This is a genomic window from Deinococcus sp. Arct2-2 (assembly GCF_004801315.1).
Lineage (GTDB): Bacteria > Deinococcota > Deinococci > Deinococcales > Deinococcaceae > Deinococcus.
The window spans coordinates 179,576-193,626 of sequence record NZ_SSNW01000003.1; the positions used below are offsets into that span (position 1 = coordinate 179,576).

The window sequence follows — 14,051 nt, forward strand, 5'->3', positions numbered from 1 at the left end:
TTCCAAAAAGCTCAGTCAGCGAGTTCGGAGAGACGCTTTGCTTGGTGGGGCAGCCGACATGACCCCTGTGCCGTGCGGGAGAACGGGCCCCACTCGCCAAGACCGAATCAAAGGCGGCCACGCTTCCCGTAGGGTCGGCCTCCTGGCACGTTGGCCTCAGCTTGAGCCGTTCAGGGCCGATTCTTTGACCAGTGCCCCAAAGCTCTCGGCAGGTTGGGGGCGGCCTGTCCAGTAGCCCCGCACTCGCCCCCGCACCGACGTACAAATTCCACCTGTTCCTGCGTCTCCACACCTTCTACAGTCACTTCCAGTTCCAGCGCGTGCGCCAACTGAATCACGGCTTCCACCAGCGCCTCATCCCGCTGGGTGGTCGGATGCGAACCTGCCACGCCCGCCGTAAAAGAACGGTCAATTTTGAGCACGTCTACCGGGTACTGTTTGAGGTAGGCCAGATTGGCGTAACCGGTGCCAAAGTCGTCCACAGCTACCCGCACCCCCAACGCCTTCAGACGCGGCAAGGTGCCCTGAACTTCTACCACCTGCATCAGCCAATGGTTCGGACAGTTTTAGGCAGCTTTAAGGCCGAAATCCAGCGGTCTGGAGGGAAGCGAACCTGATTCCTCAAAGCGAGCTTCGAGACCCAGAGTGGACAAAATGACTTGGGCCAGCAGGGCGTTATACGCTCTGCGCTTCAGGTCCTCCAGACTGAAACTGAACACCAGGCCCTGTCCCCCTCCAGCAGCCTGCAGAGCTTCCAGGCGCGCCAAGTTCAAAGCCAGAAGGAACTGCTTCTCGTCCCGAAAGACCAGTTCGATCTCAAAACGGCTCTGGGACAGGGCCACGACGTCATGGGCTGGCAGGGTCACGGCGGTGCTGAACAGCACCGCATACCCAGTCCCTGTCCCCGTGGAATCCAACTGCTGAATGACGACCGCACGCAGTGCCCGTCTCCAATGGCATCCCCAGACGACCTGGCTCAGGAGACGTTGGGTGGGCGTCTCACAGACCAGCTCAAATCGCCTCAGATCGTGGAAGTTGACCTTCCCGTCCAACGTTTTCTTTTGTCTTCGGCGCTTGACGTGTTCACCGGCGTACAGGGACTTGAGATTGGCATTCCGTGGGCGTTTCGAGACCAACGGGAAACCGTGACCCGTCACGGTTTCCACAACGGAGATGTTGGCATCGTCCCCATCGGCCACGATAGCCGCGAGCTCGATCTGAGGAGGGGCTCGGAGGTCCAGCAGAACCTCCTCCAATTGATCGGTGATCTGTTCCATCCGTCCAGGTGCTTCAGAATCCGTGCGGGTTTGACGGGCATGAAGGGGAAAGATGTGCCGGTGTTGGACTTTGATCAGTGCACAACAGGCGTGCTCAATGCCTCGTTCTACGCGTGTTGCACACCCATTCCAGAACGGGCCGAGGTGGGCGGTCTTCGTCCCAGACTGTTGGTGGAAGGAAGCATCAATGGCCAGGATGCAGAGCGGACTGATCAGTCCGCTCTGCATCGCGGTGGTCACCGCGGCCGTCTGGAGCGACCACCAGGGCACAGCGCCCTCATCGCCCCGGTGCAACCAGCGCCGAATGGTGCGGTCCGAGCAGGACGCGTCGTGGGAAAGATCCAAAGCATTCAGCCGCCCCGGAAGCGCCAGGAAAACGCTCAGGACGACGGCGAAAAATTTCCGCTGCGTCTTGCGCAGCTTAACTGCCTGCACGACGTGCTGTAAGACGCCGCCCAAACCCACTGGACATTGCGTCTTCACGGACCCATTTTCGGTGGGTCGTCCCCATGCACCCCAAAACTGTCCGAACCATTGCAGCTATTGAGATTTAAACAAAATTTGGGGGATGCTGGAGAGCTACCTATCATTAGTCAGCTACGGATTTAGCCCCGCTCGGACTCATGTTTCACATGACGTTCAATTCACTTGACACAACTCAAGAGAAAGATAGAAACTCGCGTTTCAGGCGTAGTCAACGATTGTGTTAGGGGTGGCGTGAACCTCACGCCACCCCTGCAATTAGTCTCCTGTGGGCCAACTCAAGGCAGCACAGCGGCTCGGGCAAGCGAGCTTTGAGCCGCCAAGACAAATTCTCCAAAGAGGCTGTTGGCCCACGCAAACCAAGGCCGGGTGAAGTGGGACGGGTCGTCTGGATGAAAGCTTTCATGCATGTAGTACGTTCCTGCTGTGGTGGCGGTGAGGGTGTTCAGCAACTGCTGCCGCTCGGCAGGGTCTGTGGAGGTGAGGCCCTGCATCGCCAGCGCAATCGGCCAGATCAGGCCGCCGGGGGTGTGCGGGCTGCCCACGCCCGCCGCGTGGTCGCCCGAAAAATAATAGGGATTGTCGGGACTCAGGATAAAGCGCCGGGTGCGGAGATACAGCGGATCATCGGCCGGGCGGTAGCCTAGATAGGGAATGGACAGCAAACTCGGCACGTTGGCGTCGTCCATGAGCAGGTGGTGGCCGAGGCCATCGGTTTCGTAGGCGTAGATTTGGCCGTGCGTGGGATGCTGAACGACGCCGTGGGTTTGGATGCCCTGTTCGATTTCATCTCGGAGCGACAGGGCAGAACCGGCCAACTCCGGGTCTCCCAGCGCCTCCCGTGCCATCTGGGCCAGCTGCCCCAGCACCACCACCGCGAACATGTTGGCCGGAATCAGGTAGCCGTAAGTGCAGGCGTCGTCACTGGGGCGAAACCCTGACCACACCATCCCGGTGTAGGCCACGGGTGAGCCATGTCCGCCGTGTGGGAGGGTGTCGCTGGGCAGCAGCGGATCGGGGCGCTGGAAGGTGTAGGGAGACTGTTCGGCGTGGCGCTGCTCCGTCCGCATCACACGCAGCACGGTGTTCAGCATGGCCCGCACGGCCTCACTGAACACCGCCTCATCTTGGGTGGCCTGCCAGTAGCGGTACAGCAGCGACACTGGATAACACAGCGAATCCAGCTCGAATTTGCGCTCCCAGACCCATGCGCCTTTGGACGGAAGGTCAGCCGCGTGGCCGCTGCCGTCCGGCTCGGCATTGAACGCATTGGCATAGGGGTCGATCAGCAAGTAGTTCGCTTGGCGCTCAATCAAGCCTGAAATGAGGCGGCGGATACCGGCGTCCTGAGTAGCTAGGGGCAGATAGGGGCTGACCTGGGCCGACGAATCGCGCAGCCACATGGCCGGAATGTCGCCGGTAAACACAAAGCTGGTGCCGTCGTCGAGCAGCCGGACAGTGGTTTCGAGGGTATTGGGAAAGCAGCGGGCAAAGGCCTGAGCAAGGTGCGGTGTGTCCTGCAGCTGGGACTGCATCTCGGTCTTCAGGTGCTCGATAGACGAATAGTTCACGAATAGACTCCTTGGCGAGTTGGAAAGATTGGTCAACGCCGCAACTGTTCTCCCCGCAGGTGCTCATCGGCCTCAAGACAACAGGCCCTGACGCTCGAGGGTAGCCACGGCTTCAAGCAGCATGACCCCGCTCTGCTGTCCGCTGAGCGACACACGCCCCCGGGGTTGTTCGTTCCAAGACAGGCCCATCAAGCCGCTGTCTGGATCTCGCCCCGCCTGCCAGAGCGCTTCTGCATTGTGCCGGAGCACCCTCACGAGCGCCGGACGATTCACTGCCTGTGCCAACAGGGCGAGATACCGCACCAGGATGCCTTTGAACAGGCCCCCATCGCCGTCGCCCTCGTGGGGGAAGAGGCCGCTGGACGCGTCAAGCAAGCGCGTCTGGGCCGCCTCCGCCGTCCGGAGCGCATCTTGAAGATACGTCTCCTCACCCGTCACCTCAAACAGGGCCAATCCTGCGCCCAGATACGCGCCTTGGTTGTAGGTGAAGTGCCAGCCGTCTTCGAGTTGGCCGTCGCCCAAGCGGTTCATTCCGTCCCAGACAAAGCCGGTCTCAGGATCCACCAGATGAGCTTTGTTCCAAGCGTAGATGCGTCTGGCCCAGTCCAGGTCTGCGCCGTCCCCGAGGAGCCCGTACAACCGGGCGGCCAGGATCGCTGCAGGCGCGTTGGCCGGCGTATTCTTGTAGTCTAACTGGTCTTTTTTCCAAGCGATGCCGCCGCCGCAGTGCTCGTTCCACCCCCCCTGAATGTCGGCCCAGAGCTCTTGTACCCCATTCAAATAGCGCTCCTCACCCGTAGCCTCATGCGCCCGCAGCAAGGCCAGCGCCATCCACTGCATATCGTCGTACCAGTTGTGCAGCAAGGTGCCACCGTTCAGGGCACGCGCCCCTTCAAATGCCTCTCCGATCAGTTGCGTATACCGTGCGTCACCGGTGCGCAGCAGGCCATCGATCAACACATCGAGGGTGTGCGCGTGCCACCAATACACGTATGGATCGTTGCAGGGAGCGCCGCAAGGCGAAGCCTGATTCATGATCTGCTGACTGGGATTCCAGAACTGCGTGTAGAGCGTCCTCTGGGCCGCCTCCGCATGGTCAGCCCAGGGCAGCAGGCCAAGCGTATCCGCCACGGGTTGCCTCATCGGCTGACCACGACATGGTCGAGGTTAAGGTAGTTGCTGCTCCCTTTTGCCCCGTCGAAAATCACGGAAATGGTGTTGCTGCCGCTGTTCAGGTTGACTCCAGACACCGTGACGGTCTGGTAGCTGCCCCAGCTGCTGGTGGCCGGGAAGCTTTGATTGTTGACCACGCCCGCGCCGTTGATATACAGATACCGGCTGGCGTTGCCTGCCGCTGCCGCGTAGCGCAGCGTGAGCGTGTAGGCCCCTGCCGCCGGGACAGTCACCGGTAGATCGACCCACTGGCCGCCCGTATTCCAGCCGGCCACATAGCCAGTCCCGGTGTACCCCGCATGGACGCTTTCAGAGCTGAGACTATGGAGTGTGCCGTTTTCGGCTTCTAGAGTGGCCGAAAAGCTGGAGGTGGAAGCCACATTCAGCCGGTCCAGATTGAGATAGTTGCTGCTGCCTGCACCAGCCGTATAGGCCAGCGTCACCACATTGGTGCCCGCCGTGAGATTGACGTTCGTCGTAGCCGTGCTCCAGCTTCCCCAGCTTCCTGTGCCAGAGAAGCTCACAGTGTTCCCCGATCCACCGTTCACCTTCAGCTGACGGGCCGCGTTGCCTGCCCCGGCGGCGTAGCGGAAGTCAAGACGGTACGTCCCCGCACTCGCGACATTGACCGGAATATCGACGGACGTGCCGTCGTTGTTCCAGCCTGCCAAGTAGCCGCGTCCGCTGTACCCCACTTGGGTATTTTCATTGTTGATGCCGTTGCGACGGGCATTTTCAACCTCGTAGGCCCCAGCACCGAGCACCACACCCGTCAACCCATCTGGAGGCGTGAGTTGCAAGATGGACGCTCCAGCCGCTGCGGCAACGCTCTGGACGTAACCGCTCCCCGGTGTCTGCGTCCAGTCCGGGCCAATCACGCCGTCAGACGTGCGCCGATGGTTCCACGCCTGGGTGGCATTCTTCTGTAAAAAGCTGAGGTACTGCGGCTGATTGCCCACCACCCGCAGCGTATTGAGGTTGCGGGCGAAAATCATTTTGAAGGCGGGCGTATCGTCCTCTCCTTCATATAGGAGGGTGCCGTCCAGCGTCATGCGGCTCACTGCCCAGTCGGCTGCCGCCTTGGCGTCATTGAGGTAGCTCACCTGATTGGTCTCCCGGTACATCTCCAGGGCTGCCCCCAGAAATGTCCCAAAGTTGTAGGTGTACTCCCAGGTGGCGACTGTACCGTTTCCGCTGCCGCTGACGTTGTCGTACACCAGGCCGCCGCCCGCGTACAAGCGGCTCCGTACCCAAGCGAAGAGGTTTTGTGCTTTGGTTGCATACGAGGGGTCATTGAGCGCCCGTTTGAGCCGCATGGCAATGATCGCGGCGGTGGCGTTGGTGGCCACATTTTTCTGCGTCAAGAAATTGATGCGGTTCCACCAGATGCCGCCGCCGTACTCACTGGTGTAGGCTCCGGAGGTGTAGATGAAATCGAACATCTCTTTGGCCCGTGTCCGGTAGCGCACGTCCCCTGTCAGTTCGTAAGCCCGGATGCTGCCCAGCGCCCACCACCCGATGTCATCGTTGAACGCGTTGTCCGACCAGTTGGGATAGGTGGCAAAAAACCCGTCGTACACGTCGGCAATCATCTGCCGGTAAGTGGTGGAGCCCGTGCGCTCGTAAGCATCCATCACCGTTTCCCACAGCTGCGCTTCCCACCAGTAGTCGGTGTAGAGGCCCCCGTCGGGCCCTGGATTGTGGGTGTGAATCTGGCGATCCGAGTTGGTGTAAAAGTATTTCTTGGTCGGATTCCAAAAGACATTCACAAAGGCGCTCATGGCCGCGTCCGCATTGGCGGTGGTGGCCTGAGCCTCCAGGCGTGTTGTCGAGGCCGGAACGATCGAGGCGGTATTACAGGAGACGAGCGTAGCGGGAATCAGCAGCAAGGTCAGGCAGAAGGTGGTTCGCATCATGGCAACTCCTTGTGGGGTAAAGGCGAAAGCTCAGACGATACAGAGACCTGTTGAGATGACGTCTCCTTTGTGGGCCTAAAACCCTACAGCCGCGTGATAGCGGTGAATCAACAGAGGCCAGGGCCGAACATTCAGATCATTTCCTTGCTCATCTGTGCACTGGTGCCGAGCAGAACGTGACCCACTTCAGCCTTTGGCCCCAGTAAAGGAGATGGACTGGGTGAAGTAGCGCTGGGCGAACAGGAACACGATCAGCACGGGCAGCGACACCACCACGCTGGCGGCCATCAGCGGGCCGTAATCGGTCTGGTGGTTAAAGCTGAAGGACTGCAGGCCCATTTGAACGGTGGACATCTTGGGATCGTTGAACACGATCAAGGCCCACAGGAACACGTTCCAGCCTGCCTGAAAGGTGAAGATGCCCAGCGTTGCCAGTGCAGGGCCGCACAGCGGCAGGTAGATGCTCCAAAAGATGCGGAACTCACTGGCCCCGTCCACACGGGCAGCGTCCATCAGGTCGTCGGGCAAGGTGCGGAAGAATTGGCGCATAAAAAACACGGCGAAGGCTCCCGCCGCTCCCGGCAAGACAATGGCCCAGTAGGAATTGAGCAGGCCCTGTCCACCCTGTCCCAGCAGATTGTTGCCGCCCGCCAGCGGGAACGATTTGAGGATGATGAAACTGGGAATCAGCGTGACGACGCCGGGAATCAGGAGAGAGGCCAGTTTCATCTTGAACAGTCCCTCGCGGCCGGGAAAGCGCATGCGCGCGAAGGCATATCCGGCGAGGCTGCCCAAGATCAGGTTCGCCAGCACGCCGAGGAGGGCCATCACCGTAGAGTTCCAGAAGTAGCGGCTGAACGGGACCAACGTAAAGGCCTTGACGTAGTGTTCGAAGGTCACGCGCTGGGGAATCCAGCGAATCGGGTCGCTGAAGATATCGGCATCAGGCTTGAGTGAGGTGACCACCATCCAGTAAAACGGCAGGGCCATGATGATCGCCACGCCCACCAACAACGCGTAAAACAGGCTTTCTCGCAGTACCACCCAGGGCGTCCAGCGGAGTTTCTGATTCATCATCTGCTCCCTAACCCAGCCCGGAATCGCGGTTCAGCCGCATGCTGATCAGCGAGACGCACAAGATGGCGATGGCCAGCACAAAGGCCTGCGCGCTGGCGTAGCCCATTCGCAGCTGTGTAAAGCCGTTGCTGTAAATCTGGTACACGGCGGTGGTGGTGGCGTACCCAGGGCCGCCCTGCGTCATCACGTAGGCCTGATCGAACAGTTGAAAGGCCCCGATCAGCGACATGAACACCACGAAAAAAGTGGTGGTACGCAGCGCGGGCACGGTGATATAGCGGAACTGCTGCCATGGACTGGCTCCGTCGAGGGCCGCCGCCTCGTAGAGGTAGGTGGGCACACCGCTGAGGCCCGCCAGATAGATGATGATGTTGCTGCCGAGGCCTTGCCACAGGGTCACGATGACGATGGCGTACATGGCGCTGTCGCTGCTGGCCAGCCAGTTGGGGCCGGTGATCCCAAATACGTCCAACGTTTGATTCACGACGCCGTAGTTTTTCTGAAACATCCACGTCCAGACGGTGGCCGCCGCGATGCTGGAGGTCACGGCGGGCAGATAAAAGAGGGTGCGGAACAGGGCCATGCCGGGCCGCTTGCGGTTGAGTGCGAGGCCCAACGAGAGTGAAAGCGCGATCATCAGCGGGACGTACAGCAGCGCGTAATACGCCACGTTCAGCACGCCGCGCCGGAACAGGTCGTCGGTCATCAGGCGCTGATAGTTGGCGAGGCCCACCCATTTGATCGGGCTGAGAATGTCGTAATTGGTGAAGCTCAGGAAGAAGGCGAACACGGCGGGCAGCAGCGTGAAGATCAGGAACAGGATCATCGCCGGACTGATGAAGGCGTAGGCCATCCGCGATTCGTGGCGCAGCAGCCGGGAACGATAAGGGGGGGCCGGGGCCACACGGGCCGGCGTGGCCGGAGGGTTGTGCAGCATAAAAGTACCTCGGAACAGGAGAGGAGAAAACCTGCAGGGATCACCACTTGACCAGCGACACTACCGGTGGGGAACGGTCTTGGCTCGAGTCAGATGGGCGCAGAACTGGTTGAGCGGCCCTGCACCAATTCAAACGGTACATGCGTGCGCGTGGGGGCCGTTTCGCCGCGCAGGCGGGCCAAAATCCGTTCGACTGCCGTCCGGCCCATGTCCAGCTCGTTCTGATGAATGTGCGTGAGGTCGGGCAACCCGTGTGGCGAGGTCAGGGGAACGTGAGGAACGTCAAAGCAGGCCACCGACACGTCTTCTGGGATCCTTCTGCCCAACCCTTGTAAGGTGGCCACGAGTTCGAGCGCGAGGTTGTACTCGACGCACACGAAAGCCGTGACCTCTACACTCCGCACAAACGCTTCGAGCAGGGTTTGGTCGGCGGCAATGTTGTCGGGCTGAAACTGCGTGGGCAAGGTAGACAACAGGTTGCTGAGGATCAGTTCGGGGCGGGGCAGCAACCCGTGCCTGGAGAGCGCCGAACTCCAGCCTGAAAAGCGTTCTTCGAGGGTGCTGGTGTTTTCGACGGGCGGCGAAACAAACGCAATTTCGCGGTGGCCCAGTTCAATCAGGTGTTCGGTGAGGGCCGCCGCCGCCGCGTGGTTGTCGGTGACCACGGCCTGGGCCGGAATGCCCTTCAGATACCGGTCTACCAGCACCAGCGGAAAATCGTTCAGTACGGTCTTGAGCAGTACCGGGTTGTAGTGCTCGCCGTGCACCGGAAACACGATCAACCCGTCCACGCCCCGCGCCACCAGCCCCGCGATCGCCCGTTCTTCGTTGCCCCGCAATCCGTAGGTGCGCTTGAGGATCAGGTCTAAGCCTGCCTGGGTGCAGCTTTCCTCAATGGCATACACCAGTTGCAGGCCGTAACTGTCGTTGAAATCCGGCAAGACCAGCCCGATCAGTCCGGAACGCACGCCTGGCGCGGCCTGTACGGCCCCGGCCGGTTCTGGATTGATGCCAAGCCCCGCGCCTACCCGCTCCAGATCCGGTAAATCGTGCACCACAAAGGTGCCCCGCCCCTGAGACCGCTCGACGACGCTGGCCTGGGCCAAGACTTCCAAGGCCCGCCGCGACGTGATGCGGCTGACCTCAAAACTCTGGGCCAGCGCGTGTTCGGACGGCACACGGTCACCGGGCCGCAGCCGACCCGCTTTCAGATCATCCAGCATGCTGGCCACAATGCGCTCGTAAAGGTGGTGGGGGGTCACGCTCAGCACAGCCTATCCCGTTCCTCGGCCCAGCCGTTCATGCGCGGCGTCCCGTTCACTCCGGCTCCCGCTCCAACGCCGCCATCTGTTCAAACAGCGTCACGCCCGACAGTGCGGCGGTCAGATCTAGGGGAAAGTGCGGGGCCGCTGCCCAAGACGTTCCAGACAGCCCCGACGCCGGGTCACGGCACAGCCAAGCGGCGTCTGCGTTGGTGTCCAGCCAGCGCCGGGTGGCTTCGTCTCCGGTGTGCTGCACGAAGTCGGCCAGATGCCGCACCAGAATGCCTTTGAAGAGACCCGCGTCGCCCCGGCCCTCATCGGGCATCACCCCGGTCAGTGGGTCAGCCAAGGCTCTGCGGGCCGCCCCCGCCGTCCGCTGCGCGGCGACCAAATACTGCGGCTCTCCCGTGATGCCGTGCAGTTCCAGCGCCGCGCCCACCGTCACGCCCTGACAGTAGGTGAAGGTCCAGTCCCGGTCGATGGCCCCGTCGCCCATTCGGTTCAGGCCGTCCCACACGAAGCCGGACGCTGGGTCAATCAGGTGTACTTCCAGCCAACCAAAAATACGCCGTGCCCACGCCAGGTCGGCGGGGTCTCCAAAGCGGGTATAAAGGCGGGCAGCCAAGATCACTGCAGGCGCGTTGGCGGGCGTGTTCTTGTAATCCAACTGCGGCTTGCGCCACGCGATCCCACCGCCGCAGTGATCGTTCCAGCCGCCCTGAATATCGGCCCAGAGGGTCAGCGCCGCGTCCCTGAACACCGGATTCTGGCTGGCATCCCAGGCCCGCAGCGCCGCCAACGCCAGCCACTCCATATCGTCGTAGTAGTCGTTGGTCAGCCCCAGGTTCTTCTGCACGATGCTGCCCAACAGCCGCGCCGCCCGCTCCAAGTGCAGCGGATTGCCGTCGCGCAAGGAGGCGTCCACCAAGCTGTCGAGCGCGTGGGCCTGCCACCAGTAATGAAACGGGTCGCTCGGCAGGTCATTGTCGGCGGGAACGAACGGCACGCGGATGTCGAACAGGCCCTCCGCCTCGTTCCAGTAGTGGGCCATCAAGGCGTCAAAGGCGTGCTGGGCACGGTCAGAAGCGATCATTGCTGTCATGGGTTGGGTCGGGGCATTCATTTCAAGTCTCCAAGAGTCAGGCGGTCGAGGTTCAGCCAACCCCGGCTGCCTCCGGCCCGGTCAAACGCGATTCGGATTCGGCTGGAACCCGCAGGCAGCCCCACCTGCATCTCTTGTTCGGCCCACGTCGTCCAGTTGGAGGTCGGGGCCAACGTCAGGGCCTGGGCCGCGCCGTTGATGGTCAAGATGCGCTGCACCGCGCCGCCGCCCGCGCTGTAACGCAGCTTCAGGGGATAGCTGCGGGCCTCCGGCGCGTTCACCCGAAATTCCACGAACTGCCCACTTTGAGAAAAATTGTTGACGTAGCCGCGTCCCGAAAACCCGGCAGCCACTGTGCTGGAACTAACGCCTTCGCGCGCGCTGTTCTCGGCCTCGTAGCGCCCGTCGCCCACCACGATTTGGGCGGACAGGGGAGAGGGGGCGAGTTGCAGGGCCGCCACCGCTGCCCCGGCGGCCAAACTTTCGATCACGCCCCCTTCGTGCGGGGCCGACCAATCGGGGCCGACCAAGCCGTCCGTGACCCGGCGCTGGTTCCAGACTTGGGTGGCCTGATCCCGCAAACTTTGGAGGTAACGTTCGCGGCTTCCAGAGTCTAGCTCTGGCGTCTCAGAAAGGGTCCGCAGCGCCCGCAGAAACACGCCCTTGAAGCCGCCGCCGTCACCGGCACCTTCATCCAGCAAAATGCCTGCGTTGGTCAAGTGAGCAAGCGCCCAGTCGGTAGACCGGGTGGCCCGCGTCAGCAGCGCGGCTTGCTGGGCAGGGTCGTCGGTGACTTCGCGCAGGGCCAAGGCGGCCAGCACAAAGTTCCCCACGTTGTAGGTAAAGTCCCAGCGCCGCAGTTCGCCGTTTTCTATGTTGTCGTACACGCGGGCGTCACCGTCAGTAAGGCGGGTATCCACGAAAGCATAGAGTTGCTGCGCTCGCAGGCGGTACTTGGGGTCACGGGTGGCCTGATACAGCCGCACGGCCGTCACCGTCAGCGGCCCATTGGTCGCCACATTCTTCTGGGAGCTGCCGCTGCGCCGCCACAGCACGCCGCCGCCTACAGTGTCTGTCCAGTACGGCCAAATCGAATCGAAGAGGGTGGCGGCCCGCTGGAGGTAGCGTGCGTTGCCAGTGAACTTGTAGGCCCGCATGGACGCCTGCGCCCACCAGCCCAGATCATCGTTGAAGTCGTTTTGCCAGTCGGGGTAGGCCCGGACAAAGCCGTCATACACGTCACCGATCAGTTGGCGAGTCTCCGTATTTTTTGGCGCCCGCTCGGCGGCGTCCAGCACCAAGTCCCAGAGCTGGGCCTCCCACCAGAAATCAGTGTATTTGCCGCCTGATGGTCCGCTGCCGCTGGGTCTGGAAAATGGGGCGCTGCGGTTCCACGCCAGAAAATAGCCCTGGTCTGCGTCCCAGTAGGCATTCAGGAAGTCTGTTAAGGCACGGGATGGATCAGGGGCAGACAAGCCGGGTCCGGCCGCCGTGCCGAGCTGCCCGGTGTTGATAGGTACGGCGCTGCTCTGACCCACCGAAGTGAGGAGTGGCCAGAGGAACAGTAGAATGGTGCGTCGCATGATCCCCCAGGGTTCACAACGCGCCCGGCAGATGTGGGAAGGAGCCACATCGACCGGGCGAATCAAGAGCGCTTTACTTGCTGGCGTTGTCGGCCAGAATGCGGTCTCCGGCAATCTGGGCCTTTTGTAGGGCCGTCTTGGCGTCTTGCTTGCCTTCCAAAAACAGCTGGATGTTGGGAATCAAGGCCTGCCCTTCCATGGGTGGGTAGCCCGCGACAGCGGGACGAATGGTGGCAAATTTCAGCGTATCGGTGATCGGCTTCCAAAAGGCGTCTTTTTGAAAGTAGGCGTTGTTGACGGCGGCGAGGTTGCCCGGAATGTTGTTGCTGGTTTTGCCCCACGTCAGCGCGTTCGTGGAATTGTTCAGCCACCATTTGATGAAGGTCCAGCCTGCTTCCTTATTTTTGGAGGCCTGCGTTAGGGCTAACCCGAAGCCCCCCATGACTGCGCCGCGCGCGCCCGTTGGCCCAGCAGGCGGGGGGATAATGCCGAAATCCAGCTCTTTGCCGTACTTTTTATAGGCATTGACGTTCCAAGGGCCGTTGTAGCCCATCGCGATTTTGCCGGTGACGAAGGGGTCTTGGGCGTTGCCTTCTCCGCGCCCGAAGCCCGTTTCATACACCTTGTCCTTGTTCAGCAGCGTGTCCCAGAATTCCAGCACCCGCAGGCCGGCGGGACTGTTGAAGGCCGTCTTCTTGCCGTCTGGGGTCAGCATGCTGCCGCCCGCCTGCTTGAGCCACATGCTAAACAGGCCGACATCATCAAGTGCAAAGCCGGAGACCAGCAGTTTGCCGCCCGCATCTCGCTTGGTGAGTTTGATGGCGGCGGCCCGCAGTTCGGCCCAGGTTTTGGGCGGCTGCACGCCTGCGGCTTGCAGGAGTTTTCTGTTGTAAAACACGGCGCGGGCATCTACGGTCAGCGGCAGGCCGTAAATATTGTCGCCTACGCTCAGTTCCCGTAGCGCCTCGCCGTAAAAGCCTTTGGTATTGATCTTGTCGCGGGTGAGGTAGCTGTTGATAGGTGCCAACACATTCTTGGGCGCGTACAACGCCGTCTCGAAGCGGTCCCAGATCATGACGTCCGGTGCATTTCCGGCAGCCGAGGCAGTGAGGAACTTGGTCACGGCGTCTTGCTGCACCACGTATTTGACTTTGATGTTGCGTTGCGAGGCGTTGAACGCATTGACCATCGTCAAGATTTGCTGCTCGCCCTCGCCTGACCAGGCGCCCCAAAACACCACTTCTGTCGGGGTGGAGGCCTGTGCGCTGACCAGACGGGTGGCACCGGTCACGAGGAGCAGGGCTGCGGTCAACGAAACAAGGGTCTTTGTGCGGTGAATCTTCATGGGTGCCTCCAAGAGAGTGCGGTGGGCCGGAACACGCGGTACCCAGTTCAGCGGCGCGGCGTTCACCTTGTTTTGGGTGTCGCCTTAGCCGGGTGCGCTCGACAGCGACGCACCGAGGAAAGAGTTTTGGGTCTCTTTGAGTGTAAGAGGGCAAGTTGCCCTAAGTCAATATGACAAGTTGAGACATAAGTAAGACAAGTCAGCGCTTCATGCTGCACACAAGAGATGGGCTGCTTGGTGAATCATACGGACCCCGATGAGTTGGTTGAGAGAGGCCACCAGTGGAAGAGGGTGTGCTGGGTGAGGAGATCGGGCTGTGTTTCGA

Annotated in this window: 11 protein-coding genes; all 11 read right to left on the reverse strand. The window is 61.3% G+C overall.

The window, feature by feature from the left end; all coding sequences use genetic code 11:
* Positions 1-170 precede the first annotated feature (170 nt).
* Positions 171-545 carry an EAL domain-containing protein gene (locus E7T06_RS02790; RefSeq protein ID WP_136364326.1) on the reverse strand — a complete coding sequence of 125 codons (375 nt, stop codon included), beginning with the start codon at positions 543-545 and terminating at the stop codon, positions 171-173.
* A 21-nt stretch (positions 546-566) separates the two neighbouring features.
* Positions 567-1,742 (reverse strand): transposase, encoded by a 1,176-nt coding sequence (locus tag E7T06_RS02795; RefSeq protein WP_168733340.1) that lies wholly within the window; start codon positions 1,740-1,742, stop codon positions 567-569.
* Positions 1,743-2,038: 296 nt separating this feature from the next.
* The gene (locus E7T06_RS02800; protein ID WP_205750785.1) at positions 2,039-3,331 is read right to left on the reverse strand and encodes a glycoside hydrolase family 125 protein; all 1,293 of its coding nucleotides are present in this window, start codon (positions 3,329-3,331) and stop codon (positions 2,039-2,041) included.
* Positions 3,332-3,403: 72 nt separating this feature from the next.
* Positions 3,404-4,462: a glycoside hydrolase family 76 protein gene (locus E7T06_RS02805; RefSeq protein ID WP_205750787.1), complete on the reverse strand. Its 1,059-nt coding sequence runs from the start codon at positions 4,460-4,462 to the stop codon at positions 3,404-3,406.
* Between the two features lie 8 nt (positions 4,463-4,470).
* Positions 4,471-6,420: a glycoside hydrolase family 76 protein gene (locus E7T06_RS02810; RefSeq protein WP_136364329.1), complete on the reverse strand. Its 1,950-nt coding sequence runs from the start codon at positions 6,418-6,420 to the stop codon at positions 4,471-4,473.
* A 186-nt stretch (positions 6,421-6,606) separates the two neighbouring features.
* The gene (locus E7T06_RS02815; protein ID WP_136364330.1) at positions 6,607-7,494 is read right to left on the reverse strand and encodes a carbohydrate ABC transporter permease; all 888 of its coding nucleotides are present in this window, start codon (positions 7,492-7,494) and stop codon (positions 6,607-6,609) included.
* Positions 7,495-7,504: 10 nt separating this feature from the next.
* Entirely contained in the window at positions 7,505-8,434 is a 930-nt protein-coding gene (locus E7T06_RS02820) for a sugar ABC transporter permease (protein ID WP_136364331.1), read from the reverse strand.
* Positions 8,435-8,523: 89 nt separating this feature from the next.
* Positions 8,524-9,696, reverse strand: a complete 1,173-nt coding sequence (locus tag E7T06_RS02825) for a GntR family transcriptional regulator (protein ID WP_205750789.1) — start codon at positions 9,694-9,696, stop codon at positions 8,524-8,526.
* 55 nt (positions 9,697-9,751) lie between these two features.
* Positions 9,752-10,819 carry a glycoside hydrolase family 76 protein gene (locus E7T06_RS02830; protein WP_205750791.1) on the reverse strand — a complete coding sequence of 356 codons (1,068 nt, stop codon included), beginning with the start codon at positions 10,817-10,819 and terminating at the stop codon, positions 9,752-9,754.
* Positions 10,816-12,381, reverse strand: coding sequence for a glycoside hydrolase family 76 protein (locus E7T06_RS02835; protein WP_136364332.1), 1,566 nt, complete (start codon positions 12,379-12,381; stop codon positions 10,816-10,818). The genes E7T06_RS02830 and E7T06_RS02835 overlap by 4 nt, the downstream gene beginning before the upstream one ends.
* Before the next feature lie 73 nt (positions 12,382-12,454).
* Positions 12,455-13,726, reverse strand: coding sequence for an ABC transporter substrate-binding protein (locus tag E7T06_RS02840; protein WP_136364333.1), 1,272 nt, complete (start codon positions 13,724-13,726; stop codon positions 12,455-12,457).
* Between the last annotated feature and the right edge of the window lie 325 nt (positions 13,727-14,051).